Annotated in this window: 23 protein-coding genes and 1 tRNA gene; 8 read left to right on the plus strand and 16 right to left on the minus strand. The window is 61.8% G+C overall.

All coding sequences use genetic code 11. The annotated features are described in order from the left end of the window. Positions 1-244: 244 nt before the first annotated feature. From HX801_RS11740 to HX801_RS11755, 4 genes are read right to left on the minus strand one after another with little or no spacing between them, the layout of a single operon-like run. On the minus strand, positions 245-1,189 hold the full coding sequence (locus tag HX801_RS11740) for an aldo/keto reductase (RefSeq protein ID WP_003216508.1): 945 nt from the start codon (positions 1,187-1,189) through the stop codon (positions 245-247). 12 nt (positions 1,190-1,201) lie between these two features. Further along, positions 1,202-2,581 carry an efflux transporter outer membrane subunit gene (locus tag HX801_RS11745; RefSeq protein WP_177022142.1) on the minus strand — a complete coding sequence of 460 codons (1,380 nt, stop codon included), beginning with the start codon at positions 2,579-2,581 and terminating at the stop codon, positions 1,202-1,204. Between the two features lie 18 nt (positions 2,582-2,599). Then, positions 2,600-4,054, minus strand: a complete 1,455-nt coding sequence (locus HX801_RS11750) for an MFS transporter (protein WP_177009478.1) — start codon at positions 4,052-4,054, stop codon at positions 2,600-2,602. Next, complete coding sequence (locus HX801_RS11755) at positions 4,051-5,082, minus strand: HlyD family secretion protein (protein ID WP_003216514.1); 1,032 nt, start codon at positions 5,080-5,082, stop codon at positions 4,051-4,053. Before HX801_RS11755 ends, HX801_RS11750 begins: the two co-directional genes overlap by 4 nt. A 104-nt stretch (positions 5,083-5,186) precedes the next feature. On the opposite strand from HX801_RS11755, the gene HX801_RS11760 reads away from it, so the two are divergent. Continuing rightward, positions 5,187-5,810 (plus strand): TetR/AcrR family transcriptional regulator, encoded by a 624-nt coding sequence (locus HX801_RS11760; protein WP_177022143.1) that lies wholly within the window; start codon positions 5,187-5,189, stop codon positions 5,808-5,810. Beyond that, positions 5,807-6,322, plus strand: a complete 516-nt coding sequence (gene mug, locus HX801_RS11765) for a G/U mismatch-specific DNA glycosylase (RefSeq protein ID WP_177022144.1) — start codon at positions 5,807-5,809, stop codon at positions 6,320-6,322. The genes HX801_RS11760 and mug overlap by 4 nt, the downstream gene beginning before the upstream one ends. Here mug and HX801_RS11770 read toward each other — a convergent pair. Next, the gene (locus tag HX801_RS11770) at positions 6,309-8,354 is read right to left on the minus strand and encodes a prolyl oligopeptidase family protein (protein ID WP_177022145.1); all 2,046 of its coding nucleotides are present in this window, start codon (positions 8,352-8,354) and stop codon (positions 6,309-6,311) included. The genes mug and HX801_RS11770 overlap by 14 nt on opposite strands. Positions 8,355-8,506: 152 nt before the next feature. On the opposite strand from HX801_RS11770, the gene HX801_RS11775 reads away from it, so the two are divergent. Next, positions 8,507-8,770, plus strand: coding sequence for an Ada metal-binding domain-containing protein (locus tag HX801_RS11775; protein ID WP_177022146.1), 264 nt, complete (start codon positions 8,507-8,509; stop codon positions 8,768-8,770). Positions 8,771-8,835: 65 nt separating this feature from the next. Here HX801_RS11775 and HX801_RS11780 read toward each other — a convergent pair. Then, positions 8,836-8,911: transfer RNA gene (locus HX801_RS11780), tRNA-Asn, on the minus strand. A gap of 176 nt (positions 8,912-9,087) precedes the next feature. Between HX801_RS11780 and HX801_RS11785 the strand changes: the two genes are divergently transcribed. Beyond that, on the plus strand, positions 9,088-10,470 hold the full coding sequence (locus HX801_RS11785) for a glycerophosphodiester phosphodiesterase family protein (protein ID WP_177022147.1): 1,383 nt from the start codon (positions 9,088-9,090) through the stop codon (positions 10,468-10,470). Between the two features lie 42 nt (positions 10,471-10,512). Here the strand turns inward: HX801_RS11785 and HX801_RS11790 are convergent, their stop codons facing one another. Genes HX801_RS11790 through HX801_RS11800 form a run of 3 tightly spaced genes read right to left on the minus strand, consistent with a single transcriptional unit; the run spans position 10,513 to position 14,089 of the window. Further along, positions 10,513-11,745, minus strand: a complete 1,233-nt coding sequence (locus HX801_RS11790; protein WP_003216714.1) for a CaiB/BaiF CoA-transferase family protein — start codon at positions 11,743-11,745, stop codon at positions 10,513-10,515. A gap of 26 nt (positions 11,746-11,771) precedes the next feature. Next, complete coding sequence (locus tag HX801_RS11795; protein WP_177022148.1) at positions 11,772-13,301, minus strand: 3-hydroxyacyl-CoA dehydrogenase; 1,530 nt, start codon at positions 13,299-13,301, stop codon at positions 11,772-11,774. Positions 13,302-13,303: 2 nt separating this feature from the next. Continuing rightward, a complete protein-coding gene (locus tag HX801_RS11800) occupies positions 13,304-14,089 on the minus strand; it encodes an enoyl-CoA hydratase (RefSeq protein WP_010175990.1) in 786 nt (261 codons plus the stop codon). Positions 14,090-14,352: 263 nt separating this feature from the next. On the opposite strand from HX801_RS11800, the gene HX801_RS11805 reads away from it, so the two are divergent. From HX801_RS11805 to HX801_RS11820, 4 genes are all read left to right on the plus strand, one after another. Then, entirely contained in the window at positions 14,353-15,210 is an 858-nt protein-coding gene (locus tag HX801_RS11805) for an IclR family transcriptional regulator (protein ID WP_008433245.1), read from the plus strand. A gap of 69 nt (positions 15,211-15,279) precedes the next feature. Beyond that, a complete protein-coding gene (locus HX801_RS11810; protein ID WP_177022149.1) occupies positions 15,280-16,434 on the plus strand; it encodes an acyl-CoA dehydrogenase family protein in 1,155 nt (384 codons plus the stop codon). Positions 16,435-16,621: 187 nt separating this feature from the next. After that, entirely contained in the window at positions 16,622-17,896 is a 1,275-nt protein-coding gene (locus HX801_RS11815; RefSeq protein ID WP_003216727.1) for an MFS transporter, read from the plus strand. Between the two features lie 169 nt (positions 17,897-18,065). Further along, complete coding sequence (locus tag HX801_RS11820) at positions 18,066-18,992, plus strand: GGDEF domain-containing protein (protein WP_003216729.1); 927 nt, start codon at positions 18,066-18,068, stop codon at positions 18,990-18,992. 21 nt (positions 18,993-19,013) lie between these two features. Here HX801_RS11820 and HX801_RS11825 read toward each other — a convergent pair whose 3' ends face one another. The 7 genes from HX801_RS11825 to HX801_RS11855 all read right to left on the minus strand — a co-directional run bounded on the left by HX801_RS11825 (position 19,014) and on the right by HX801_RS11855 (position 26,780). Continuing rightward, positions 19,014-19,775, minus strand: a complete 762-nt coding sequence (locus tag HX801_RS11825; protein ID WP_218166164.1) for a TenA family transcriptional regulator — start codon at positions 19,773-19,775, stop codon at positions 19,014-19,016. A 79-nt stretch (positions 19,776-19,854) separates the two neighbouring features. Further along, the gene (locus HX801_RS11830; RefSeq protein WP_177022150.1) at positions 19,855-22,317 is read right to left on the minus strand and encodes an EAL domain-containing protein; all 2,463 of its coding nucleotides are present in this window, start codon (positions 22,315-22,317) and stop codon (positions 19,855-19,857) included. A gap of 75 nt (positions 22,318-22,392) precedes the next feature. Next, a complete protein-coding gene (locus HX801_RS11835; protein WP_003216734.1) occupies positions 22,393-24,213 on the minus strand; it encodes an ABC transporter ATP-binding protein in 1,821 nt (606 codons plus the stop codon). Further along, positions 24,206-24,841 (minus strand): DsbA family protein, encoded by a 636-nt coding sequence (locus HX801_RS11840; protein ID WP_008433236.1) that lies wholly within the window; start codon positions 24,839-24,841, stop codon positions 24,206-24,208. The genes HX801_RS11835 and HX801_RS11840 overlap by 8 nt, the downstream gene beginning before the upstream one ends. 3 nt (positions 24,842-24,844) lie before the next feature. Further along, the gene (locus HX801_RS11845) at positions 24,845-25,789 is read right to left on the minus strand and encodes a rhodanese-related sulfurtransferase (RefSeq protein ID WP_003216738.1); all 945 of its coding nucleotides are present in this window, start codon (positions 25,787-25,789) and stop codon (positions 24,845-24,847) included. 172 nt (positions 25,790-25,961) lie between these two features. Continuing rightward, positions 25,962-26,255: a BolA family transcriptional regulator gene (locus tag HX801_RS11850; protein ID WP_003216739.1), complete on the minus strand. Its 294-nt coding sequence runs from the start codon at positions 26,253-26,255 to the stop codon at positions 25,962-25,964. Between the two features lie 6 nt (positions 26,256-26,261). Further along, positions 26,262-26,780, minus strand: a complete 519-nt coding sequence (locus HX801_RS11855) for a DUF2059 domain-containing protein (protein WP_003216742.1) — start codon at positions 26,778-26,780, stop codon at positions 26,262-26,264. Between the last annotated feature and the right edge of the window lie 44 nt (positions 26,781-26,824).

Consider the following 26,824-nt stretch of genomic DNA (forward strand, 5'->3'; position numbering starts at 1 on the left):
TGGCATCACCTCGGTGTGTCTGATTCACCGAGTTGTCTGCATCGCCGGCAAGCCAGCTCCTACAGAAAAGCAGCTTTTGCCTTTGCTTTTAACACTCAGGTCGGCTCTCAGGCAGCCGTGCTCTTACTTTTGATCTTGATCTAACTGCCCCCTGCCGCTTTTGCAAAGTGACTCGCTGTAAGAGCGAAACCATAAGTAGCCGTAACCTAAATAACGGATATGTCCCCCCCTCCTCCGGCCAAACTCAACACTTCTCCCGCGAAATAAACCCCAACACCCCAGTATCCATCACCGGATTAAAACGAACCCGGGTCGTAATGTCCTGCTCAATCTCACGCATCGCCACCTGCGGCAACGTAGAAATATCCGCATCCTCCCGTATCCGCGCCGGCGTCACCGACGAGGTCAAAAACGCCACCCCACGCTGCACCGACCACGCCAACGCAACCTGAGCCGGCGTCTTCCGCACCCGCCGTGCAATCCCGGTAATCACCGGTTCATCCAGCACCCGCGGCCTCATCCCATGCCCCAACGGCGCAAACGCCAACACCACAATCCCATGCTGCCTGCAAAACTCCAACAGCTCCCACTCCGGCAGATAAGGGTGTGACTCAACCTGCACCACCGCAGGTTTTATCCGCGCCACCGCCACCAACTCCCGCAGCGTTTCCAGGCTGATATCCGACACCCCGATGGACTTGCAACGCCCCTCATCCACCAGACGCTCAAGCACCCGCCACGTCTCGATCAACGTCACCCCCGAGTCATACAACACATGCCCAAACGCATCCCGTGGGTGCAGCTCGTCACCCGGCAAAAACGCAAACGGCGTATGGATCATGTAGCAGTCGATCACCTCCACCTGAAGCCGGCGGCAACTGGCTTCGAACGCCGGCACCACACGCTCGGGCCGATGGTTGTTGTTCCACAGCTTGGTGGTGATGAACAGGTCCTCGCGCCGGACTTTACCGGCCGCCACCGCATCGTGAATCGCCGCGCCGACCTGCGCTTCGTTGCCATAACGCTCCGCACAATCGAAATGGCGAAAGCCCGCCTCCAACGCTTGCGTGACCGCCTGGGTGGTGGCCGTCAAATCCCTGAACAGCGTCCCGAACCCCACCGCCGGCATCGCGCCCGAGCCATGCTGCAAAGGAAAACGGGTATCGCGAAGTGCATCGTAATAGCTCATGTGTTTGCTCCACTAGCGTTTGAAATCGTTGACCGAGCGACCACCGAGCGCCACGAACAACCGCACGGTGTCGAGATGTTGGGCGGTGCTCGCCCGGATCTGCCCGAGCAGGGCCTGCTCATAGGCGCGTTGTGCCTCCAGCACTTGCAACAGCCCGCTCTCCCCTGCCCCATAGGCCTGCTGGTTCAGGCGCAAACTGTTGGCGGCGGCCTGTAGCGCGGCGGTCTGTGCCTGGTACTCCTCGGCGTCGTGGTTGATCGCCTGCAAGGTGTCTGCGACCTGGCCGAAGGACTTGATGACGGTCTGCTGATAGTTGGCGAGCGCGGCGTTGTAGCCCTCCACGGCGGCCTGGCGCTCTGCCTTGAGAGTTCCGCCATCGAAGATCGGCCCCGCCAACCCGGCGGCAAAACCCCACAGCGCCGCACCACCATTGCCCGACGCGGCCTGGGCCAGTGACGCGGACAACTCCACACGGGGATAGAGATTGGCGGTGGCCACGCCGACCGCCGCGCTGGCCGCATGCAATTCGGCTTCGGCTTGCAGCACGTCCGGGCGGTCATGGGCCAGTTTGGACGGCAAGCTGACCGGCAGCGTGGTGGCCGAGGCAAATCCAGCCAGTTCGAAATCCGGTGCGCGCCAATCCGCCGGGCCCTTGCCCGCCAGGATCGACAGCGCATGCCGCGCCGCATCGCACTGCTGGGCGAGTGGTGGCAACAGGGTGCGGTCCTGCGCCAGTCGCGTTTCGGCCAGGGAGACATCGAGCTGCGTCGTCGTGCCGCTGTGTTGCGCCGCGCGCACCAGTTCGAGGTTTTTCGCGTCGGTGGCGAGCAAGGTCTGCACCGCTTCCATCTGCGCGCTGGCCGAGGCCATCAGCAACGCCTGGCTGGCGACGTCGCCCGTCAGCGTCAGGTACGCCGCCTCGAAGCGATGCTGCTGGAAATCGGCCAATGCCTGCTGTTGCTCGACCCGGCGCTGATTGCCGCCGAATACGTCGAGGTCGAAACTGACCTGCGGCCCGACGCCATAGAAGTTCGTCACCGCTGGCCGCGCGGCGTTGTGCACGCGCTGGCGGCCCGCTTGCGCGGCGAAATCCACCTGCGGGAAAAGTGCACCCTCGGCCGCAGCCACCGAAGCGGCGGCCTGACGCAACGTCGCGTCCGCTGCCGTCAGCTCAAGGTTGCCGGCAATGGCCCGGCGCATCACGCTGTCGAGCGTTTCGGAATGAAAGGTCGACCACCAGTCGACGCTGACCTTCTGACTGAAGGAAACGTGCTGCTCAGCCTGCACGTCATAGTGCGGCGAAGCGGTAACGGACGGCGCCTTATAGTCCGGGCCAACCGAACACGCGGACAGGGTCATGACGGCCGTGATAACAAGCCCATGGGATTTCATTACGCACACTCCGGAAAACTAGTGGGTCGTGACAGGTTTACGCAGCAGCAGCACCAGCGGGCTCACCACCAGCATTGCCCACAGCAGAATCTTGAATTGGCCGACCACCGCGATGAAGGCGGCCTGGCCGGTGATGGCTTCGTTCAGCGCGGCGAATCCCGCCAGGGGCGTCGATGCGGGGACCGAATGCACAGTCAGGTGGCCGGCCAGCGCCACGTGCATCGCCTGGGTGTTGTTGAAGAAGAACCACTGCACCACCGCCACACCCAGGGTGCTGCCGTAGACGCGGGACAGGTTGAACAGCCCACTGCCTTCGGGGCGCAACGTCGGGTCGAGGGTGCTGAACGCCACCCGGGAAAGCGCCGGCATCAGCAGGCCCAGGCCCGCGCCCTGGATTGCGCCAGCCACTGCCACCGGCCAGCCGTCCATCAAGGGTGAATAGCCGAGCATCGAGTGGTTGGCGTAGATCACCACGGCGATCCCGGCGACCACAAATGGGCGGCCGTCGAGATGCGCAGGCACCTTGTTCATCAGCCAGAACGCACCCAGCAGCCCCACGCCACGGGGGATGGTGAGGAAGCCTGTGGTGTCGGGCGGGAAGCCCAGCAGTTCATCCAGCATCGGCGAGGTCATCGCCATGGTCGGCAGCAGCACGAAACCGACGGCGAAGAACAGGATGGTCGACAGCACGAAGTTGCGGTCGCGCAACAACCCCTTGCTGATGAAGTGTGTGCTCGAGGTGAACCGGTGCATTGCGAACAGGTAGAACCCCAGGGCACTGGTGGCGGCTTCCAGCCAGATCTCGGGCGAGTCGAACCACTCCAGGCGCTGGCCACGGTCGAGGACCATTTGCAGGCCGATCACGCCGAGGGTGAAGCTGGCGAAGCCTGCGAAATCAAACGCAGCAGCGCTGTTGGCTTTCTTCTCCTGCTGCAACATCGCCACGATCAAGAAGGTGTACGCCAACAGCGGCAGGCTGGCGTAGAACATCCAGCGCCAGCCGAAATGCTCGCTGATCCAGCCGCCAATCGCCGGGCCGCTGACAATCCCCAGCAACCCGATCGCCGTCCATGACGGGCCGAATTTTGGCCGTTGCGTCGGGGCCAATGTCTCCAGGGCGATGGCCATCGACAGCGGCGCCAACACGCCGCTGGCAGCACCCTGGATGATCCGCGCGCCGACGAATTGCAGTGAGGTGGTGGCCTGTGTCGCGAGCAGCAGGCCGAGGGCGAAGATCAGCATCGCCGCCTGGTAAACCGCCTTCACGCCGAAGCGCGCAGCAAGCCACTGAGCCACCGGCAACGTAATCGCGCTGGCCGCCAGGTACGACGTGAAGATCCACCCCGCCTCGTCATCCGTCATCGACAAACTGCCCTGCACAAACCGTAGGGCCGAGTTCGGCAGCGACACGTTGACCGCCTGCAACCAGGTCACCAGCAACGCCGCAAACCGGAGAGTACGTGCGCCGTTCATGGGCCGGTCCTGATATCAACCGTCACCGTGGCGCTGGTGCCGGAGAACAGCGGCAAGTCCGCGTTGGCATCGTCCAGTTCCAGGCGCACCGGCACCCGCTGCACCACCTTGACCCAGTTGCCGGTGGCGTTTTCCGGCGGCAGCAGCGCGAAGTCGGCACCGGCGCCCGGGCTCAGGCTGGTGATGTGCGCCTTGAAGGGATGATCCGGGTAAGTGTCGAGCTTGATGGTTGCCTGCTGACCGGCTCGCATATGGGTCATCTGGGTTTCGCGAAAGTTGGCTTCGACCCAGGTGCGACGGGGCGACAGCAAGGCGAAGGCCGGCGCGCCGCTGTTCAGGTAATCGCCGACCTGCACGTCATCCACCTTGGCCACCACGCCGTCGTCGGGGGCATATACCGTCGCGTACGAGAGGTAGAGTTGCGCCTCGTCGAGCTGCGCCTGGGCCTCGCGAATCGCCGGGTGTCGGTCGATTTCGATGTCGGGATTGCCGTTCAGCGCCACCACCGTATTGGCGATCTGCTGCTCGACGGACGCCACGCGTTGCCGGGCGACTTTCAGGTCGGTATCGGCCCGTTCGAACACGGCCTGGGACACGAACTCGGTGGCCACCAGGGCCTTTTTGCGGGCGAATTCCTTCTGGTCGAAACCCGCCGATTCCTTGGCCGCCTGCAACTCTGCCTGCTGTTGCCGGTAGCTGGCCTTGAGGCCTTCAATCCGCAGGCGCGCCACGCTCAATTGCGCCTGCGCACGCTCGACCGCGACCTGGAACGGCTCGGGGTTGATACGCAGCAGTACCTGCCCCTTGTGTACCGACTGGTTGTCTTCCACGGCGACCTCCACGACCTGCCCGGATACCCGCGCATTGATCGACGCCTTCGCCACTCGGGCATACGCGTTATCGGTGGATACGTACGGCGCATCCTTGAGGTAATACACATACCCGGCCGCTGCAATGAGTACCGGAAAGCCCACCATCAACAGTGAACGCCAGGGGGTGCGGGTCGTGTTTTCCAACGCATTGCTCATGATCGAATCACCTTTGCTGAGCCCGGGATTTCTGAGGCCTTAATTTTGTGCGATGATGTAAGAATATCGACCCACCCACCTCTACTCAAGGATTTTTGTACGCCATGGCACAAAAAAAGATCACAGAGGCAAAAGGCCGTGGCCGCCCACGGGCCTACGACCCCGAAACGGCAATGCAAAAAGCCCTCGGGGTGTTCTGGAGCACCGGCTATTCCGGCGCCTCACTGGACAGCATCGCCACCGCCGCCGGGATGAACCGGCCAAGCCTGTACGCCGCGTTCGGCGACAAACACGCGATCTACCTCAAGGCACTTGAGCAGTATTGGGGTCTCGCTTCTGCCGCCATCGACGAGGCGCTGGACGACCCGAGCCTGACCCTCGCAGAGGCGTTGATGCGCTTATATGAAGGCCAGTTGTCGATCTACTTTTCGGGGGATGGCGAGCCACGGGGCTGCTTTATCATCGGCACCGCGACCACTGAAGCGGTGGAGGATGCGGAGATTCGCGCCGTGCTTTTGCAGCGCCTCGACGCACTCGACGCCCATCTCGAAAACCGCTTGCGCACGGCCATCGAGGCCGGTGAGTTGAAAGGTGGTGCAGACCCGGCAGCCGTCGCCGTCCTCGCCGCGTCTTTGGTGCACAGCCTTTCGATTCGTGCACGGGCGGGCAAGCCCCACGCCGAATTGATCACCCTGGCGCGCAACGCCGTGCAGGTCATCTGCGGATGAGTGAAGGACTGGAAGACATTCTGGCCGAGCACCTGGCCGTGATTTTCTGCGGCATAAACCCGGGGCTGAAGGCCGCCACCACCGGGCATCACTTCATGGGCAGGAGCAATCGGTTCTGGCGCACGCTGCACCTGGCCGGGTTTACGCCCCATGAAGTGCAGCCGGAGAACGACCGCACGATCCTGCAATACCAATGCGGGCTGACCACGGTGGTGGAGCGGCCTACGGCCCGGGCGGACCAGTTGTCGGCGGATGAATTCAGGGCGGCGGCGGCGGGTTTTGAACGCAAGATCGCACGTTATGCGCCACGGTATGTCGCGTTTCTGGGAAAGGCCGCCTATAGCGCGTTGAGCGGGCAGAAGCAGATTGCCTGGGGGCTTCAACCGCACACCCTGGGGTGTACGGCGGTGTGGGTTCTGCCCAATCCCAGCGGCAGGAACCTTGGGTTTACGCTCGACCAATTGGTGCAGGCGTACCAGCAATTAAGGCTGGCAACACTCAGTCCCGATTAGAACTCAACTTCTCCCACAAAAAGCTGTAGACCAGCGCACTCATATGCGCAGCCTGTGCATTGTCTGCCGCCCCGCCGTGCCCACCTTCGATATTTTCGTAGTACGTCACGTCCTTGCCGGCCTCGATCATCTTCGCCGCCAGCTTGCGGGCGTGGGCTGGATGCACCCGGTCATCGCGGGTCGAGGTCAGGAAAAACACCGGTGGGTAGGCCTTCGCCGGATCGAACAGGTGGTATGGAGAAAACGTCTGGATGTACGCCCACTCTTCAGGTACGTCCGGGTTGCCGTATTCCCCCATCCACGACGCCCCGGCCAACAGTAGGTGATAGCGCTGCATGTCGAGCAAGGGCACCTGGGAGACGATTGCACCGAACAGTTCCGGGTATTGAGTAAGCATATTGCCGACCAACAGACCACCGTTGCTGCCACCCTCCGCGCCCAGGTGTCGGGGCGAAGTAATCCCGCGGTCGATCAGGTCACGGGCCACTGCGGCAAAATCTTCGTAGGCACGCGGACGGTTCTGCTTGAGTGCGGCCTGGTGCCAGCGCGGGCCGTATTCACCGCCACCGCGAATGTTGGCAACCACGTACACCCCGCCCTTCGAAAGCCAGGCGCGGCCTGCCTTACCGGAGTAATACGGGGTCAGGGAGTATTCAAAGCCGCCGTAACCATAGAGCAAGGTCGGCGCCGTGCCGTTGCGCGGCAGGTCTTTCCCGAGCACCAGGAAATAGGGCACACGAGTGCCGTCCCTGGAGACCGCAAAGTGCTGCTCGATCACGTGCTGGCTGGAATCGAAAAAGGCCGGCAGGGTTTTCAGTACCTCGGGCGGATCACCGATCTCGGCCAGCGACAAGGTGGTCGGCGTCAGGTAGTCAGTGGTCACCAGCCAGACGGCATCACTGTCGTCGCTGTCCACTGCGCTGGCACCCACCGTCCCCATGCTCGGCGCCCCGGTGAACGGGCTGTGCTGCCAGCCGTTCGCGCCGGGAGTGAGGACGCTGAGGCGGTTCTTGACGTGATCCAGTACGTTCAGCACCAGGTGATTCAGCGTCCAGAAAAACCCTGCCAGCGAGGTGCTGTCCGTAGGGGTGAACAGCACCTCGAAATCCCGCTGGCCTGCCATGAAGCGATCAAACCGGATCGCCAGCAACGAGCCGGCCACAAACACTTCATCAAGCGTCCAGTCCTCCCGCAGTTCCAGCAGCAGCCAGTCTTTGTACACCGACTTTTCCGCTGAGTTCGGCGCGTCGATTTTGCTTAATTGGTTGTCGCTGCACCGCAGGTACAGCTCGTTGTTGTAGAACGCCAGCGTGCGGCTGACGAAGTCACGCTCGTAGCCGGGCGTGTCGTCGTGCATCGCCGCGATGTACATATCATCCAGCGCGCCTTCATAGACAAGACTGGCGGCACTCAGCGGTGTACCGCGCTGCCACTGCTTGACGATGCGCGGGTAACCGGAACGGGTCATCGACCCCTCACCAAAATCGGTATAGACATAGACGTTGTCACGGTCGATCCAGCCCAGGCCGCCCTTGGACTCGGGCAACTGGAAGCCGTCTTCGACCCAGGTCTTGCTGGCCAGATCAAACTCGCGGGTGACATTCGCATCGGCGCCGCCACGGGACAGCGCCAGCAGGCAGCGCTGGTAGTCCGGGCGCAAGAAATCAGCACCGTGCCACACCCAGTTTTCGCCTTCGGCGGCGTTCAGTGCGTCAAGGTCCAGCAACGTTTCCCAGGCAGGTTGAGGCTTGCGGTACTCCGCCAGCGTGGTGCGACGCCACAGGCCCCGCGGGTGGGCGGCGTCCATCCAGAAGTTGTAGTAATAGGCGCCGACCTTATCGACGTAGGGGATGTTGCTGTCCGAGTCCAGTATCTCCAGCACATCGGCCTTGATCTGCTTGAAGCTGTCGGAACGGGCGAGCCGGTCTTCGGTCCTGAGGTTCTGGGCGCGTACCCAGTCCAGTGAACGCGTGCCGTCGACGTCTTCAAGCCATTGGTAGGGATCGTTGGACGTTTCGGGAAGTTTTGACATGTTCGAATCCTGTCGAAAAGCAGAAATGGATAGCGTGCCCGACTTTGAGCCTTTTTGAGCGATAAAAAAAGCAAGAAACCGGGTGCGCTAGCCGATCTGATCGGCGATACATGGCGGACGTACCGCAGGCTGGTGCGGCAGGAGGACAAGCGATGGCTGACAAAAACATCTGGATGCTGATGGGCGCAGACGCAAGCCCCTTCCCAAGCCCCGAGCCGGGAACGCTGGGCGGTCACCGTCGCGGCAAGCGCTATGGAAAGCTCGACTGTCGTGCGGCGCTGCGAGCCATTGCGCGTGGCGGCTACGTGAAAAATCGCGTGTTTTTTCTCGATGAAGCGACGGCTGTCGCCGCGGGATTTCGTCCTTGTGCGGTGTGCATGCCTGCCGAATATCGTCTGTTTCGAGGGCACGCCTGAATCGAGTGTCCGGGACAAATTCCGGGCAAAAAAAAGCCTGCATCGCTGCAGGCTTTTTTACTATCTGGCTCCACGACCTGGACTCGAACCAGGGACCCAATGATTAACAGTCATTTGCTCTACCAACTGAGCTATCGCGGAATGCGCCGTATGTTACTGATTGAAAAGGAGAAGTCAAGCATTCAGTGAGATTTTTGCTTCACCCCAGGTGCGCCGCGCTGGAAAATCACCACGCCACTTCCTGTCACGACGCTGTCATACGTCAACGCCAACATCCGCAGATACCCCGCCCCTACCCTCTTCTTGAAGGACGACACATGCACACTCGCTCAGGCCCGCCAGCGGTAAAAACCCTGCTTGCCCGTTTTATCGTTATCGGATGCAGCCTGACGGTGAGCGCGTGTGACAGTGTGACCAGGAGCGCGCCTGTCGCGCCTGCTTCGTTCAAAACCCTGGACGGTGCACCGCCGCTGGTTATCGGCCATCGCGGCCTGCCAGGACTGTACCCGGAAGAAACCCGGGCCTCCTACGAGCATGCAGCCGACGCTGGTGCGGATTCGCTGGAGCTGGACCTGCACATGACCAAGGACTGTGTATTGGTGGCCCGGCACAATCCCTGGTTGAGCGACAACACCAACATCAGCGACGTCGCGAAGACCAATCCCGAAGTTGCACGCCGCAAGCGCACGGTGCCGGGTGTACTGGTTAACGTCAGGTATCCGGCCACTGCAGAAAATGGCCCGGCCCAGTACCTGAGTGATCTGACTGACCCCAACGATCCAAAATCCGTGTTGAAGTCCTTGATCGTGGATGGCGAAGACCATACCAACGACTGGTCAATCAGCGATTTCACCCTGGCCGAACTCAAGCAATGGATCGGCGGCACGACGTATGATGCCCGCGACGAGCGCCCGACCGAACTCAACGGCAAGCTGCCGATCCTGAGTTTCCAGGAAGTGATCGACATCGCGAAAGCCAAAAGCGCCGCCACGGGCCGGGTGATTACCACCTATCCGGAAAGCAAGAACCCGATCTGGAACAATGCCCAGGCCATCGCCAACGGCTGCGGCTCGCCGGGCAGTCATCCGTTCGAAGCGGCGTTTCTCAAGACCCTTGAAGACAACAACCTCAATCGCAAAGACGCGCCGGTGTTCGTGCAGAGCTTCGACCCGAACAGCCTGAAATACCTGCGCTCCATCGGCCTGCAAACCAGGGCGGTTCAACTGGTGGATGGGAACGGGGTGAACTTCAAGACCGGCGAGACCATTTTCATCACCGACAAACCCAACACCTTCGTCAGCGGCCGCCCCTACAGCTGGACCGTCGCCGGCGACCCACGCGCCTTTGGTGCGATGCTGACCCCGGCCGGGCTGGCCGAGGTCAAGACCTATGCCGACGGCATCGGGCCATGGAAGCCGCAAGCGATGTCGCTGACCGCCGCTTCAGCGCATAACCCCGGCTTGCCCGAGGTCGATACCTTCAAGCCCACCAGCCTGATCAGCGATGCGCACAAGGCCGGCCTGTTCGTGCATATTTTCACCTTCCGCAACGAAGCCAAATACCTGGCAGGTGCCTACAAGGGCAACCCGGCGGCGGAATACATGGCCTTTTTCCGCGCCGGTGTTGACGGTGTGTTTACGGATTTCACGCCGACTGCCGTTGCGGCCCGAACTGCCTACCTTAAAGAAGTCGCGCGCTAAAAAGTCGTGCGCAAAGATGGCGGCCTTATGGGCCGCCATCCTTCAGTCGAGTTGCTCAATCACCCCTCCTGCCTTGAGCTGCCCCAACTGCTCTGCCGACAACCCGAGGCGCTCGCCCAGTACCTCATCGGTATGCTGCCCCAACATCGGCGCCGGCCTTACATACTCTACCGGCGTGCCCGACATCTTGATCGGGCTGCCGACCATCTCGAACTGCGGATTCCTGGGATGCGGGATCTTCACCATCAACCCACGGGCAATCACCTGCGGCTCTTCCAGGGATTGCGCGATGTTGTTGATCGCCCCCACCGGTACTTTCGAGGCGTGAATACTCGCCACCCACTCGTCCGCCGTGCGCCCCAGGAAGTGCGCCGACAACAGTTCGACAATCTCCGCCCGATGCGCAACCCGATCGGCATTGCGCCGAAAGCGCGGGTCTTCCGGCAGGTGCGGCAAACCGATGCTGTGGCACAGCGCTACAAACTGGCTGTCGTTGCCGCAGGCAATAATGAAGTCGCGGTCGGCGGCGCGGAACACCTGGTACGGCACGATGTTGGCGTGGGCGTTGCCGAAACGCTGCGGCACCTTGCCCGAGGCCAGGTAGTTCATGCTCTGGTTGGCCAGGGTTGCCACTTGTACGTCCAGCAGCGCCATGTCGATGTGTTGGCCAACGCCGGTGCGTTCGCGGCTGAGCAGTGCGGCCTGGATCGCGACGGTGGAATACAGGCCGGTCATCAGGTCGGAGAACGCCACGCCGACTTTTTGCGGGCCGCCGCCGGGCAGGTCGTCGCGTTCGCCGGTGATGCTCATCAGGCCGCCGATGCCCTGGATGATGAAGTCGTAGCCGGGTTCTTCGGCGCGCGGGCCGGTCTGGCCGAAGCCGGTGATGGAGCAGTACACCAACCGTGGATTGATCTCGGCCAGGGTCGCGTAATCCAGGCCATAACGCGCCAGGGAACCGGCCTTGTAGTTTTCGATCAGTACGTCGGAGCTGGCCGCCAGGGCCCGCACCAGTTCCTGGCCTTCGCTGGTGGCCAGGTCAATGGCCACGGATAGTTTGCCGCGGTTGGTGGACTGGTAATAAGACGCCTGCCCGGACGACTCGCCGGTGTCGGTCTTCATCCACGGCGGGCCCCAGCCGCGGGTATCGTCGCCACTCTGTGGCCGTTCGATCTTGATCACTTCCGCGCCGAGGTCGGCCAACACCTGGCCACACCAGGGCCCGGCCAATACCCGGCTTAAGTCCAGCACCCGCAAACCTGTCAATGCACCCATTATTCTTGTCCTGTGATGAATCGAAATCAGCCGACTGCCGGCTCTTCATGACGCAGGGAAATCCCCAGCACGGCACGCCGCCGCAGCCAGGGGCTGGGGCGATAACGTGGGTCGTGGGTGAGTTCGCTCATGCGTTGCAAAATCGTGAGGATGCGCCGTGGCCCGAGGGCATCGCCCCAGGCGAGCGGGCCTTGTGGATAACCCAGGCCGAGTTGTACGGCCTGGTCAATGTCGTCGACGCTGGCGATGCGTTGCTGGGCGATATCGCAGGCCAGGTTGACCACCATCGCCAGGGTGCGCTGGGCAACGAAGCCGACGCTGTCGCTGATCACTGTCACACCTACACCGTCACTGGCGAGCAACGCGTGGGCGGCATCGCGGGTGGCGGTGGACGTCAGCGGGTTTTGCATCAGGGTGCGGTGGCGCGACAGGTCGGTCAGCAGGTCGATGCACAGGGTGCGTGCCGGGTCAGTGTGGAAGCGCTCGCTGGCCGAGGTGGCGTCGAGGCCGTAGGGCGCCAGCAGGCACAACGCTTCAGGCGAAGGCTGCGCCGCGCTTTCAAGGTGTGCGCCCAACTCGATCACCAGGGCGCTGAGGCGCTCGTAGTCTTCGGCGTTTTCGGTGGCGATCCATACCGGCGGGAATTGCTTGATGGAAGGCACCGGCTGCGGCTGCGGGCCGTCGACCACCTGGCCATTTTCATAGCGGTAGAAGCCCTGCCCGCTCTTGCGCCCGAAGCGTCCGCCCACCAGCATCTGGCGGGTCAGGGGCGATGGTTTGTAGCGCGGGTCCTGATAGAACTGGTTGTAGATCGACTCCATCACCGGGTGGGAAACGTCGAGCCCGGTGAGGTCCAGCAGTTCCAGCGGCCCCATGCGAAAGCCTGCGCCTTCACGCAGGATACGATCGATGTCGCCGCGCTCGGCAATGCCTTCATCGAGCATCTTCAAGGCTTCGGTGCCGTACGCACGGCCGGCGTGGTTGACGATGAAACCCGGGGTGTCCTTGGCGCGCACGCCGCGATGGCCGGTACGGCCGACGAAGGCCAGCAGGTCATCGCCGACCTTCGGTGCGGTGGCCAGGCCGTCGATCACTTCGACGACGCGCATCAACGGTACCGGGTTGAAAAAGTGCAGCCCGGCGACCCGCTCAGGGTGTTGGCAGCCGGTGGCGATGGCCGTGACCGACAGCGACGAGGTGTTGGTGGCGAGGATGCACGCCGCGCTGACCACACCTTCCAGCTGCTGCAACAGGCCGCGCTTGGCCTCGAGGTTTTCGACAATGGCTTCCACCACCAGGTCGCAGTCGTGCAGCGCCTCAATGGTGGCGGCAACTTGCAGGTTCGCAAGCGCAGCGTCCACCGCTGCCTGGGTGATCTTGCCCTTGGCGGCCAGCTTCGAGAGCGTGGCGCCGAGGTTATCCCGAGCGGTTTGCGCCGCACCGTCGCGGGCATCGAACAAGCGCACCAACACGCCCGCCTGAGCGGCAATCTGTGCAATCCCGGCGCCCATCACGCCGGTGCCTACCAGGCCCATGATCTTGATTGAATCAGCCATTGTCATTCCCCCAGGTAGTTCGCGGTGCGTTTTTCGAAGAACGCCGCGGCGCCCTCCTTCTGGTCTGCCGAATCGAACAGCAGTTGAAAGGCCTTGCGCTCCAACACCAGCGCGCTTTCCAGCGGCAGGTCGGCGCCAGCCAGCATCACTTCCTTGATCTGTTCCACCGCCAGTGGCGGCAAGGCGGCGATCTGCGCGGCCAGTTCCAGGGCGCGGGGGATGGTCTGGTCATCGGCCACCACTTCGCTGAGCATGCCCATGGCCAGGGCTTCCGGGGCCTTGACCATGCAGCCGGTCAACGCGATGCGCATGGCCTGGAACTTACCCACGGCGCGTACCAGGCGCTGGGTGCCACCGGCGCCCGGCATCAGGCCCAGCTTGACCTCGGGCTGGGCGAAGCGCGCCGATTCCCCGGCGACGATCAGGTCGCAATGCATGGCCAGCTCACAACCGCCGCCCAGGGCAAACCCGTTCACCGCGGCGATCACCGGCTTGGGGCAGCGGCTGATGGCTTCCCACAGGTATTCAGTGTGGCGGCGATACATCTCGATCGGGCTGGCGCTGGCGAATTCCTTGATGTCGGCACCGGCCACGAAGAACTGGTCGCCGCCGGTGAGCACGATGGCGCGCACATCACGGCGTTTGGCCAGGGCACGAAAGTGCTCGGCCAGCTCTTCGCGAACCTGGGCGTTCAAGGCGTTTTTCACTTCGGGACGGTGGATGCGTACCACGGCGACGCCATTGTCCTGGACGTCGAGGTGCACTACGGGTTGGTCGAGGCTGGCCACAAATTCTCCTACTGCAATGTTCTTGTTAGTTCGGATATCGCCAGTTTCGCTATGCGAAACAACATTCCGTATTTAGCGATAATCATAAGGACCGAGTCGCCGTGATGTAAACGTAAAAACCTGACCCTCCGATAAATCGGGCTATAACTCGTTGTTTAGACGAGTTTTATTAAACAAACAGACAACGCCACGCAAAGTTGATTAGTTTCGCTGTGCGGAATACAATTTTGTTTTGTTGATTTTCTAAAAAAAGGGGGACTAACATGCGCCGTCGAAACCTGGACCCGAACACACCCGAAACACCTGCCGGCAACCACGCCTTCGAGCACTTGCTGATCGATCCGATGAATGCCGACGAGGAAGAAGACAAGGACCGCCAGTTCGTCACCGCCCTGGCCCGTGGCCTGGAATTGCTGCGCTGCTTCACCCCCAGCGAAAGCGTGCTGGGTAACCAGGAGCTGGCGCGCAAGACCGGGCTGCCAAAGCCGACGATTACGCGGATGACCCATACGCTGACCCGCTTGGGCTATCTCAAGCACCTGCCGCAGTCAGGCCGGTATCAGCTGGATGTGGGCGTGATGGCATTCGGTTACGCAATGCTGTCGAACCTGTCGGTGCGGGCCGTGGCCCATCCGCTGATGGAGACGATGGCCAAGTACGCCCAGGCCGCGGTGGCGATGGCCACGCGGGACCGCCTGGACATGGTTTACCTGGACGTGGTCCAGGGTGAAGCCAACATGACCATGCGCCGCCAGGTCGGCACACGGTTGCCGTTGCATTTGAGTTCCGCAGGCCGCGCCTGCCTGGCAGCGATGCCGGAAAACGAGCGGGAATTTATCCTCGACCATATCCGCCAGCGTCATCTGGAGGATTGGCCGGGCATCAGGAAGGGTCTGGAACGTGCCTTCCGGGATTACACCGACTTCGGCTACTGCATGTCGATCGGTGAGTGGCACCGCGATGTAAACGCCATCGCCGTACCGCTGCTGCATGCACAACATGGGCTGCTGACGTTCAACTGTGGCGGACCGAGTTTTCACCTTTCCCGGGAGAAACTCGAGGACGACATCGGGCCCCGTCTCAAGCACATGGTGAACAACATCGAGGCCGCCGCCCGCTAGACAGATCGGTGCAAGGCCTCGGCAGATTGACGACAACAGGCCCGCCGAACGGGCCGCTGAGGAATGCACATGATCCGAGACCCCGAAACGCTTCATCTGTTGCTGGAAACCCTGCAGCAGTTCGTCAACGAGGCGCTGATCCCCCGGGAAAACGAACTGGCCGAGACCGATGACGTCCCGGCGGATATCGTCAGCCAGTTCCGCGAGCTGGGCCTGTTTGGCCTGACCCTGCCCGAAGCCTACGGCGGCCTCGGGCTGACCATGGAAGAAGAGGTCAACGTGGCCTTCGAACTGGGCCGCACCTCGCCGGCATTTCGTTCCTACTTCGGCACCAACAACGGCATCGGCTCCATCGGCATCCTGCTGGACGGCACCGAGGCGCAGAAGCAGCACTACCTGCCAAAACTCGCCAGCGGTGAACTGCTCAGTTCGTTCTGCCTGACCGAGCCGGACTCCGGCTCCGACGCCGCCTCGCTGAAAACCACGGCGGTGCGCGACGGTGACTACTACGTCATCAACGGCACCAAGCGCTTTATCACCAACGCCCCCCACGCCGGGATCTACACGGTGATGGCCCGTACCAACCCGGACATCAAGGGCGCGGGCGGCATCAGTGCATTCATTGTCGAGCGCAACACCCCCGGCCTGTCTCTGGGCAAGCGCGACCACAAGATGGGCCAGAAAGGCGCCCACACGTGCGACGTGATTTTCGACAACGTGCGCGTACCGGCCGACCAACTGATCGGTGGCGTCGAAGGCGTGGGGTTCAAGACCGCAATGAAGGTGCTCGACAAGGGCCGCCTGCACATTGCCGCCGTCAGCGTCGGGGCCGCCGAGCGCATGCTCAACGATGCCCTGAACTACGCCCTGGAACGCAAGCAGTTCGGCCAGCCGATCGCCGAGTTCCAGCTGATCCAGGCGATGCTCGCCGACAGCAAGGCCGAGATCTACGCCGCCCGCTGCATGGTGGTGGACGCCGCGCGCAAGCGTGACGAAGGCCTGAACATCGGCACCGAAGCGTCCTGCTCGAAAATGTTCGCCACGGAAATGTGCGGCCGCGTGGCCGACCGTTGTGTGCAGATTCACGGCGGTGCCGGGTATGTGAGCGAGTACGCCATCGAGCGGTTCTATCGCGATGTGCGCTTGTTCCGCCTGTATGAAGGCACTACGCAGATCCAGCAATTGGTGATCGCCCGCAACATGATTCGCGAGGCCAAGCACTGAACCCCGGGAACAACACAAAACCCATGTGGGAGCGGGCTTGCTCGCGAATGCGGTACATCAGCCACCGGATGCATTAACTGACACACCGTTTTCGCGAGCAAGCCCGCTCCCACATTTTGACCGTGTTCCAACCGCATTACCGCAACACCCATAACTTGTGCCCTAACAACTACAACAAGGTATCGCTATGGAAGTCGCCGCTTCGGCGGGTGCGTTGTCGCCCGCGCAAAACAAACTGTGGATCATCGTATTCATCTTCTGCTTCCTCGGCCTGCTGATCGACGGTGCCGACTTGATGCTGCTGTCCTACAGCCTCAGCAGCCTCAAGGCCGAGTTCGGCCTGACCAGCGTCGAAGCCGGCAGCCTGGGCAGCTTCACCCTGGCCGGGATGGCCATCGGCGGGATTTACGGCGGTTGGGCCTGTGACCGTTTTGGCCGGGTGAAAACCGTGGTCTGGAGCATCGTGCTGTTCTCCGCCGGCACGGCGATCCTGGGCATGACCCACAGCTATTGGCAGTTCGCGAGCACCCGTTTCTTCGCGTCCCTGGGACTCGGCGCGCTGTATGTCGCGTGCAACACCCTGATGGCCGAATACGTGCCGACCCGCTATCGCACCACCGTGCTCGGCACCTTGCAGGCCGGTTGGTCGGTGGGCTATATCGTCGCCACCCTGCTCGCCGGCTGGATCCTGCCGAACCACGGCTGGCGCTGGTTGTTCTACGTGGCGATCATCCCGGTGATCCTCGCCGTACTGATGCAACGCCTGGTGCCGGAGCCGCAAGCCTGGATCAAGGCCCAGGCCGAACGTGCCCGGGAAAAGGCCGAAGGCATCAAGCGCGTGTCGGCGAAGAAACCCGACGGCATGTTCAAGCTGATCTTCAGCGACCCGAAAGCCAGCCGCATGTTTATCCTCTGGGCACTGACCGCAGGCTTCCTGCAGTTCGGCTACTACGGCGTGAACAACTGGATGCCGTCGTACCTGGAAGGCGAGCTGGGGATGAACTTCAAGTCGATGACCAGCTACATGGTCGGCACCTACGCGGCGATGATTTTCGGCAAGATCCTCGCCGGGCTCGCGGCAGACCGCCTGGGCCGGCGCCTGGTGTTCGCCGTCGGCGCGCTGGGCACGGCGATTTTCCTGCCGGTGATCGTGCTGTTCCAGAGCCCGGACAACATCCTGTGGATGCTGATTGTGTTCGGTTTCCTGTACGGCATCCCCTACGGCGTGAATGCGACCTACATGACCGAAAGCTTCGAGGCGAAATTTCGCGGCTCGGCAGTGGGCGGCGCCTACAACATTGGCCGAATCGGCGCGGCGGTGGCACCGGCAGCCATTGGTTTCCTGGCGTCCCATGGCTCGATTGGCGTGGGATTCCTGGTCATGGGCGGCGCGTACTTTATCTGCGGCGTAATCCCAGCGCTGTTTATCCGCGACAAGCAGTTCGACCCGCAAAAACAATAAGCCCTAACCCGGGGCCCGCGGCGACGCGGCCCCGGCTATAAGACGTGCGGCAGTTATACCCTTAGGCAAACCGGGCTAGACTGTACGTCAGTCCTACGGAACTGAAGGAACAGTACGACGCTCTCACCCAGCCTGTAAGACAGTTTTGTGCTTAGAGGCTCATTCGCTTATGAAAACACCGACCCAGACCAACGCAATTGACTTCGACAGCGCCAAATTGCAACGCCTGGGCTTTGGTCAGCCTTCCCTTCTTACACGACGCCCCGCGACGGTTGAGCAACTTCGCCAGCAACTGGGCATGCAATTGCAAACCAGCCTGGAGCCGGAGCATATCCTTGCGTTGTTCTTCCGCGAGATCCAACGCCTGGTGCCGCTGGACGCCCTGCAATACCGCCACGAAGCCAGCGACCTGCGCCTGGAGTACGGTCACCGCGGCCATCATTCGGTGAGCTATGCCCTCAGCCATGAAGGCGAGCACCTTGGCGAACTGGTGTTTCGGCGCAACCAACGCTTTCTCGAAGACGAACTGGCCAACCTGGAATCGCTGCTGGCCACCTTGCTCTACCCGATGCGCAATGCGCTGCTCTACCGTGCGGCGACTCGCAGTGCCCTGCGCGACCCACTGACCGAAACCGGTAACCGCATCGCCATGGACCAGACCCTGCAACGGGAAATCGACATGGCTCGCCGGCACCTGCAACCCCTGTCCTTGCTGATGCTGGACATCGACCACTTCAAGCACATCAACGACAGCCACGGCCATGCCACGGGCGACAAGGTGCTCAAGGCCGTCGCCGCCTCGATCAAGAGCCAGCTGCGCAATGTGGACATGGTGTTCCGGTTTGGCGGGGAAGAGTTTCTGATCCTGCTGTCCAACACCGGCCGGGACGCGGCATCGATGGTCGGCGAGCGCCTGCGCCAGGCGGCACAGGCCCAGGATTATTGGGCGGATGATGAGCGGATCGAATTGACGGTGAGCCTGGGCTGCTCGACCTTGCTGGCGGGAGAGTCCGCCGAGAGCCTGTTGCGCCGGGCGGACAGTGCCTTGTATGTGGCCAAGCGTGAAGGCCGCAATCGGCTGGCAATGGCGGGGTAATTTACCCCGCCATCACCCCGTTTACGCCTCGCTGGCAACCAGGGCCGGTTGTTTGCGGGGGGCGGCCACCGACTTTTCCAGCTGCATGCAACGTTCCAGGAACAGGTACATGTAGTCGTAGCTCTTGCAGACCGCCTGGCGCAGCTCTACCTGCAGTTCCTTGGTCGGGTTCATGCCGGCCAGGGTGCAGATGATTTCCAGGGCTTCCCAGGGATGTGCGTCATCGTACTGGGCATGCATCTTCAGCCACTTCATCGCGCGCTTGCGGTCTTCCTCAGGGAAAGCCGCGGCATAGACGCCGGTGGAACACACCACGGCGGACCACTCCCCAGTGGCCCCCTCGATGGCGTAGTTGGTGGCGGCAATCGCGACAATCAGCGAATCGGCCGAGCTGGTGTGCCAGCACCAGTGGCTCAGTGCATGCAGCTCCGGCGGCACTTCCTGTGCCTGCAATTCTTCCAGGCTGACACCATGGGCGCGGGCCCAATGCACCCAATAATCGGCGTGGTTGAGTTCCACGCGAATATTGCGCATCAGCCAGCGGCGCGCCATGTCCTCCCCAGGATGGCGGGCAAATTTGGTCTTGGTGAGGTTCTGTGCCATGTACAACGCAAACTGTTCAACCACCGGCCAGCCACCAATCAGGTAGTGGCGCATGGTCTTGGCGCTGAGCTTGTTATCGCGCATGCGCTGGTACAGTTCGTGTTCGACAACGCGACGCTTGCTCTCGCTACAGTCCTGGATCAGCTGTTGCGCCCAGGCGGGGTAACTTGAGGCTTCCATAAGCGGGCCGGTTCTGTTGAATGTGTCGATCACTGTCGGGCTCCTTTTGATTTGTGATATGTACAGACCAGCAAATGTTTCATCGGAACGTGCCAGGCGCCTTGAATAACAGAGGCTGCGGTCGCACAGGTCGACACTGCAAACTATCAAAGGTAAACAACTGCGGTCGCTCGATCAGGTATCCCTGAGCGTAGTCGACCCCGATCTCAAGCAAGGCTTGTTCGATCTGGGGTGTCTCGACAAATTCGGCAATTGTGCGCTTACCCATGACATGACCGATGTGATTGATCACTTCGACCATAGCGCGGTTAATCGGGTCGTCCAGCATATCCTTTACGAAACTTCCATCGATCTTCAAGAAGTCTACAGGTAAATGTTTAAGATATGCGAACGAGGACATCCCGGCGCAGAAGTCATCCAGGGAGAAATGGCACCCTAACTCTTTGAGCTCGTTGATAAAACGAATCGCACTACCCAAATTCGCTATAGCGCTGGTTTCTGTAATTTCAAAACAAATCATTTCCGGTGGAATGCCATAGGCAATGAATTGCTCACGCAGGAACCCAAGAAAGTCCTCATCGCCGATGGTAGTGCCTGACAGATTGATCGCACACATGGCCATGGGCCGGCCCGGGCGCTCACGCATACAGCCCGCGATGATCTTGAACACGTTCTCCACCACCCAACGGTCCAGGGAGGTCATCAAGCCGTAACGCTCGGCGGCCGGGATAAAACTGTCCGGCAGGATGATCCGCCCCGCCTCGTCATGCAGGCGCAGCAGGATTTCGATATGCCCATCCCCCTGTTCGGTGTGCCCAAGCGGCGCGATTTCCTGGGCGTACAGGCAAAAACGGTTCTCTTCCAGCGCCATGTGCAGGCGCTGCACCCAGGCCATCTCGCCAAAGCGCAGGGACAATTCCGAGTCATCGGCGTGATACACCTGCACCCGGTTGCGGCCCTTTTCCTTGGCCATGTAGCACGCCATGTCGGCGGCTCGCAGGGAAGTCTCCAGGGTGGTCGGGGCGTGCGTGATGTGCACCAGGCCAATACTCACGGTGGTGACAAACGGCCTGCCCTTCCACACAAAGTGCAGGCTCTGCACGGTGTGGCGCAGGCTTTCGGCGATTTTTTCCGCCACCGGCGCCGGGCAGTTCTCCAGCAGGATGCCGAACTCGTCGCCCCCCAGCCGGGCCAGGGTGTCACCTTCACGCAGGTCGGACTGCAAGAGCGCGCAGATATGCCGCAACAGTTCATCCCCCGCGGCATGCCCGCAGGTGTCGTTGACCAGCTTGAACTGGTCCAGGTCGAGGAACATCAAGGCATGGCGCCCGGTTTGCTGGCGCCCGACGTTGTGCAGCACCTGCTCCAGGCGGAACTCGAACTCGCGGCGGTTGGCCAGGCCGGTCAAGGCGTCGTGGGTGGCCTGCCAGGACAGGTTGGCGATGTACTGGCGTTCCTGTGTCATGTCGTGCAACACCAGCACCGCGCCGACGACTTTGCCGGCACTGCGGATCGGCGCGCCCACCAGGGTGACGGACACGGTGGTGCCGTCCAGGCGCTGGATCAGCTTGGAGTGCTCGCTGCCCCCACCGAGCTGGCCGCCCAATATGTGTTCGATCAGGGTAAAGCCGTCGGCCTGGGCATTTTCGTCCAGCAGGTTGAACAGCGCCGCCAGCGGCAGCCCCTGGGCCTGGGCGGCTTTCCAATGGGTCAGGGCTTCGGCGGCCGGGTTCATATACGCAATGGCGCCGTCGACATCGGTGGTGATCACTCCGTCGCCAATCGACTCCAGGGTGATCTGCGCCCGCTCCTTCTCCAACTGGAGCGCGTCGGCAAACGCATGCCGCTGGGCCAGCAGCTTGTGGGTGCGCAACAGCGCCAGCACGATCAAGCCCAGTGCCGTGGCCAGGTTGGTCACCAGCAGCAGGCGCAGGATCATCCGCGAGCCTTCACCCAGGGCATCGCTGAAGGCTTTCGCGGCCGGCGTCACCCCGTCGTTGATCGCGAAGATCCGCTGCTTCCAGCGGTGTACGTCGCTGCCGCTGACCTGATTGGCCATGATCGCTCGGTGCATCTCCTGGGCCAGGTCGTCCAGTTGCACCAGGTAGCCATCGCCCACCGTCCACAGTTCAATGGCTTTTTCCAGGTAACTGAAATGGCGGAAGTTGAGGTACAGCCAGATCAGGCTGGAAACGTCGTCAGGGTGGTTACCGCCCTTGAGGATGCCCTGGCGCGCGGCAGGCAGGTCCGGCGTCGGGCGGTCCAGGGCCAGCCGCAGCTCATGCCCGCCCTGGGGTACGGCAATCGCGTTCTGGTATTTGAGGAAGGTGGCTTCGTCGCGGCTGTCGGCGTAGAGCGTCAGGTAAAAGATCGCGTCTTTCTGGCCCTTGGACCACAGGCTTTCGCCCGCCACATAACCGCGCACCGCCGAGAGTACGTAGAGACTGACGCAGCCTAACAATGCCTGGAACAGCACGACGGCGATAAAAGGCCACACAATGCCCAATAACCGAGGGGTTCCGAGAGTCTGCTTTTGCTTCATGAGGTCCCTTGCACATGCACAACTAAAATACGCACGCGAGTGAAAACCGCTCCTGATAGCTCAGCGTAGGCTAAATCACCGCACTTGTTGCAAGTGTCCGTAAAGTTTGGCGTACAAGCCACCATCAGCAATCAACTGCTGATGGTCGCCATCTTCGGCAATATGGCCGCCATCGAACACCAATACCCGATCCGCCTGTTTCACCGCCGACAGCCTGTGGGCGATGATCAAGGTGGTACGGCCACTGAGAAACCGCGCCAGCGCCTGGTGCAGGTTGTATTCGGTTGCCGCATCCAGGGCCGAGGTGGCCTCGTCGAGTATTACCACTTTCGGCTCCGCCAGCACCATCCGGGCAATGGCCAGGCGTTGACGCTGCCCACCGGAAAAGCGCACGCCGGAGCGTCCGACCACGCTGTCCAGGCCCAGCGGCAGCGCCTTGACGGTCGCATCCAGCTGGGCAATTTCCAGCGCCTGCCAACAGGCCTGGTCGCTGCGCTCGCGGCCCATGGTCAGGTTGGCGCGCACCGTATCATTGAACAGTGCCGGGTGCTGCAGCACCACGGAGACATTCTCGCGAATCGTCTCCAGGCCGATTTCCTGCTGGGTCGAACCACCGAAGCGAATGCTGCCGGCCTGCGGCGTATACAGCCCCAGCAACAGTTGCACCAGGGTACTTTTGCCGCCGCCGCTGGCGCCGACAATCGCGACTTTTTCACCCGGGGCGATGTTCAGGTTCAACTGGTCCAGCACCAGTTCCTCGCCGTAGCCGAAATTCAGGCCGCGCACTTCGATGCCGACGGTCTCGCGTCCGGTAAACGGATCGGCACCGCCCGCGTATTGCGGTTCATCGGCGCGGGCCAGCAGTTCGTTGATCCGCGTCAGCGCCCCGCCCGCCGCGTAGTAGGCGTATTGCAGGTTCAGCAACTGTTCCACCGGGCTGATCATGAACCACAGGTAACTGAACACCGCGAGCATCTGGCCGATGGATAGGTCGGAAAACAGCACCGTCAGCATCGCCGCCGCACGGAAGATGTCGATACCGAACTGGAACAGCAAGCCACTGGCGCGGCTGGAGGCGTCGCTTTTCCACTGGGAATTGACCGCAAAATCCCGCACTTCCTGGGCCCGCTGGCCCAGGCGACCGAGGAAAAAGCCCTGGCGATTGCCGGCACGCACTTCCTGGATCGCATCGAGGGTTTCGGTCAGCGCCTGGGTGAAACGCGAGGTGCTGTCGTTTTCCAGCTTCTTCAGGTGCTTGACCCGCTTGCCCAACTGCACCGTGGCGTAGATCACCAGCGGGTTGAACAGCAGGATCAACAGTGCCAGCTTCCAGTGCATCCACATCAGGATCCCGGAGGTGCCTACCAGGGTGAGCATCGCCACCAGGAACCGGCTGAGGGTTTCACCGACGAATTTGTCCACCGTGTCCAGGTCGGTGACCAGGTGCGTGGTCACCGTGCCGCTGCCCAGGCTTTCGTATTCGCTGAGGGAAATGCGTTTGAGGCGCTCGATCAGCCGCACGCGAATGCGATAGACGATGTCCTTGGCCAGTCGCGCAAACAACCGCGCCTGCAGCACGTTGAACACCAGGGCGCCGCAACGCAGCAGCAAGGTCACCAGCAGCATCAGGCCGATATAGCCGGCGGCCTTCTGCCAACCCAGGGGCAATGCGTGGTTCATCACCTTCAGTGCCGCATCGCCATGGCCCAACAGCACTTCGTCCACCAGCAACGGCAGCAGCAATGGAATCGGCACGCTGCACAAGGTTGCCAGCACGGCGACGCCATTGGCGATCCACAGGGATTTCTTGTGATGCAGCGCCAGGCGGCGGACTTCCGCCCAGGTCAGCCGGTCGACACGCTTGGGTTGCTCAACGGGATCGGGCTGATCATGCACAGGCAGCTCGCTCCAGCCAGCGGCTCAGCAGCGGCGCCAATTCGGACAGCGGCTGATAGCCGTTGGTCAGCAGCGCCAGTTGCCCATTACGCTCCGCCAGCAAGGTCGGGAAACCGGCGATACCCAAGTCCTGGACCCAAGTGAAATCCGCCGCGGTAGCCGCGTGCTGGTCGGCGCGGTCGAAAGCTTCGGCGAACTCGATACGCGGCACGCCGGCGGTCTCGGCCAGTTCCACCAATACGTCGGCGCGGGTCACGTCGCGCCCTTCGACGTAGAACGCCTGCTGGATCAGGCCCAGCAGTTTCCAGGCGCAATCCGGCGCCAGGCTGCGGGCAGTGACCACGGCGCGGCAAGCCGGCTCGGTGTCGTAGACAAAACCATCAGGCAGTGCACCTTCACGCTTGAACGGCTGGCCGGTGGCGTCGGTCACGGCCTGCCAATGCTCAAGAATATAGCGCCGGGTCGTCGGCTCCAGCGCCGCGCCACTGCCGGTGCGCAAGCCGCCCACCACCAGGTGCAGCTCCACGCCTGCGGCCTGGGCCTGCTCAACCAGCGCCTTGGCCACCGGGGCGAAACCCCAGCACCAGGAGCACATCGGATCCATTACATAGAGCAGGCGTGCGGACATGGCTCAGGCCTCGGAGGATGGGGATTGCTTGTAGTTGTAGCCAATCGGGTGCGGCATATTGCGGGCCTTGGCCAGTTCAATCTGCTTTTGCCGGTCGATCGCGCTGCGACGGGTCTTCTCTGAAAGCTTATCCCAGCAATGCGGGCAACTGATGCCAGCTACATAGTGTTCGGATGCACGGTCCTCGACGCTGACCGGTGTGCGGCAGGCATGACATTGATCGTAGTCGCCTTCGCTCAAGTCGTGGCGCACGGTCACGCGATTGTCGAACACAAAGCAATCGCCCTGCCACTTGGTTTCTTCCTGCGGCACCTCTTCGAGGTACTTCAGGATGCCGCCCTTGAGGTGATACACCTCGTCGAAACCCTCGCTGAGCATATAGCTCGAGGCCTTTTCGCAACGAATGCCGCCGGTGCAGAACATGGCGACTTTCTTGTGTTTGGCCGGGTCGAAGTTGGCTTTGATGTAGTCGGGAAATTCGCGGAAGCTGGTGGTCTTCGGGTCGATCGCGCCTTCAAAGGTGCCGATGGACACTTCGTAGTCGTTGCGGGTATCGATCAGCAGCACTTCAGGGTCGCTGATCAGCGCATTCCAGTCCTGCGGCTCGACGTAGGTGCCGACTTTCTTGTTCGGGTCGACGCCTTCGACGCCCAGGGTCACGATTTCTTTCTTGAGCTTGACCTTGGTGCGGTAGAACGGCTGCTCGTCGCAGTACGACTCTTTGTGGTCGATGTCGTCCATGCGCGGGTCGTTCTTGAGCCAGGCCATCAAGCCATCAATGCCTTCGCGGCTGCCGGAAACGGTGCCGTTGATGCCTTCTTCGGCAATCAGCAAGGTGCCTTTGATGCCGTTGTCGACCATCGCCTGCAGCAGTGGCTCGCGCAGGGCGACGTAATCTTCGAGGGTGACGAACTTATACAGTGCCGCCACGACAATCGGTTGAGTCATGGGTGTTCTCTCCAGGTGGCTACCCTCGTAAAGGGTGAACCGGATGCAAAAAAAACGCGCCGACTGAGCGGCGCGTTGCGGATTCTAACAAAAATGGCGACGATTATGGACCGCCTCTTACTGTGGCGAGGGAGCTTGCTCCCTCGCCACATCAAGCTGATGTGCCACAGTGTCAGTGACCGCCGGCGCAGGTCGGCGAGGCCGGGGCTGCGTCGATTTTCGCCCATTCTTCAGGCGTGTAGGTATGCAGCGCCAACGCATGGAATTCGCTCATCAGGTCACCCAACGTGGCATAGACCTTCTGGTGGCGCTTGACGCGGTTGAGGCCCTCGAACTGCTGGCTGACCAGCACGGCCTTGAAGTGGGTCTGCAACCCACGGCTGTGCATATGGCTTTCATCCAGCACGCTCAAGTGTTCCGGGCTCAGGGCGACGAGTGCCGATTCGATACGCTGTTGCATGGTCATTCCTGTTTACTTCTTCTTGGCCGGGGCCGGGGCTTTTGGCGTCAGCTCGTTGGTCATGTCTTCCAGCAGCTTGTTCACCACAGGTACCGCGCTTTCCAGCTTGGCCTGGGTCATCTGGGCCGATTGCTGGGTCAGCTGGGGCATTTTCTCCAGGACTTTCTTGCCCAGTGGCGACTGGTAGAACGCAACCAGGTCCTTGAGCTCGGATTCGCTGAAGTTGTCGGTGTAGAGCTTGATCATGTCCGGCTTGAGCTTGTTCCAGCCGATGGCCTGGTCCAGGGCGGTGTTGGCCTTGGCCTGGTAGGTGTCCAGGACGGTTTGCTTGGAAGCAGGCGCCTTGGTCTGCTCGAAACGCTGGGCGAACATTTGTTGCACTTGCATGTACACCGGGGTACCCAGCTTGTCGGCATGGGCCAGGGTAAGGAAGGCTTCGGCACTGGCGTTGTGGCTGGCGGTATCGGCAAAAACCTGGCCGCTGGCACATACCAGAGCAACCGCGGTACAGATGGCACGAAGACGAGTCATCGAGTTTCCTTTTCTAGCAGGCGAGGTAAGACCCCAAGGGCGCC

The sequence above is a fragment of the Pseudomonas sp. G1002 genome (assembly GCF_013385455.1).
GTDB lineage: Bacteria > Pseudomonadota > Gammaproteobacteria > Pseudomonadales > Pseudomonadaceae > Aquipseudomonas.

Excerpts from the sequence above, each read along its gene's own strand:
- HX801_RS11840 (WP_008433236.1), bottom strand. The coding sequence starts at position 24,841 with ATGTCCGCACGCCTGCTCTATGTAATGGATCCGATGTGCTCCTGGTGC.
- HX801_RS11845 (WP_003216738.1), bottom strand. The coding sequence starts at position 25,789 with ATGACTCAACCGATTGTCGTGGCGGCACTGTATAAGTTCGTCACCCTC.
- HX801_RS11850 (WP_003216739.1), bottom strand. The coding sequence starts at position 26,255 with ATGACCATGCAACAGCGTATCGAATCGGCACTCGTCGCCCTGAGCCCG.
- HX801_RS11755 (WP_003216514.1), bottom strand. The coding sequence starts at position 5,082 with ATGAGCAATGCGTTGGAAAACACGACCCGCACCCCCTGGCGTTCACTG.
- HX801_RS11855 (WP_003216742.1), bottom strand. The coding sequence starts at position 26,780 with ATGACTCGTCTTCGTGCCATCTGTACCGCGGTTGCTCTGGTATGTGCC.
- HX801_RS11825 (WP_218166164.1), bottom strand. The coding sequence starts at position 19,775 with ATGGAAGCCTCAAGTTACCCCGCCTGGGCGCAACAGCTGATCCAGGAC.
- HX801_RS11790 (WP_003216714.1), bottom strand. The coding sequence starts at position 11,745 with ATGGGTGCATTGACAGGTTTGCGGGTGCTGGACTTAAGCCGGGTATTG.
- HX801_RS11815 (WP_003216727.1), top strand. The coding sequence starts at position 16,622 with ATGGAAGTCGCCGCTTCGGCGGGTGCGTTGTCGCCCGCGCAAAACAAA.
- HX801_RS11785 (WP_177022147.1), top strand. The coding sequence starts at position 9,088 with ATGCACACTCGCTCAGGCCCGCCAGCGGTAAAAACCCTGCTTGCCCGT.
- HX801_RS11750 (WP_177009478.1), bottom strand. The coding sequence starts at position 4,054 with ATGAACGGCGCACGTACTCTCCGGTTTGCGGCGTTGCTGGTGACCTGG.
- HX801_RS11820 (WP_003216729.1), top strand. The coding sequence starts at position 18,066 with ATGAAAACACCGACCCAGACCAACGCAATTGACTTCGACAGCGCCAAA.
- HX801_RS11770 (WP_177022145.1), bottom strand. The coding sequence starts at position 8,354 with ATGTCAAAACTTCCCGAAACGTCCAACGATCCCTACCAATGGCTTGAA.
- HX801_RS11745 (WP_177022142.1), bottom strand. The coding sequence starts at position 2,581 with ATGAAATCCCATGGGCTTGTTATCACGGCCGTCATGACCCTGTCCGCG.
- HX801_RS11810 (WP_177022149.1), top strand. The coding sequence starts at position 15,280 with ATGATCCGAGACCCCGAAACGCTTCATCTGTTGCTGGAAACCCTGCAG.
- HX801_RS11805 (WP_008433245.1), top strand. The coding sequence starts at position 14,353 with ATGCGCCGTCGAAACCTGGACCCGAACACACCCGAAACACCTGCCGGC.
- mug (WP_177022144.1), top strand. The coding sequence starts at position 5,807 with ATGAGTGAAGGACTGGAAGACATTCTGGCCGAGCACCTGGCCGTGATT.
- HX801_RS11760 (WP_177022143.1), top strand. The coding sequence starts at position 5,187 with ATGGCACAAAAAAAGATCACAGAGGCAAAAGGCCGTGGCCGCCCACGG.
- HX801_RS11795 (WP_177022148.1), bottom strand. The coding sequence starts at position 13,301 with ATGGCTGATTCAATCAAGATCATGGGCCTGGTAGGCACCGGCGTGATG.
- HX801_RS11830 (WP_177022150.1), bottom strand. The coding sequence starts at position 22,317 with ATGAAGCAAAAGCAGACTCTCGGAACCCCTCGGTTATTGGGCATTGTG.
- HX801_RS11775 (WP_177022146.1), top strand. The coding sequence starts at position 8,507 with ATGGCTGACAAAAACATCTGGATGCTGATGGGCGCAGACGCAAGCCCC.
- HX801_RS11740 (WP_003216508.1), bottom strand. The coding sequence starts at position 1,189 with ATGAGCTATTACGATGCACTTCGCGATACCCGTTTTCCTTTGCAGCAT.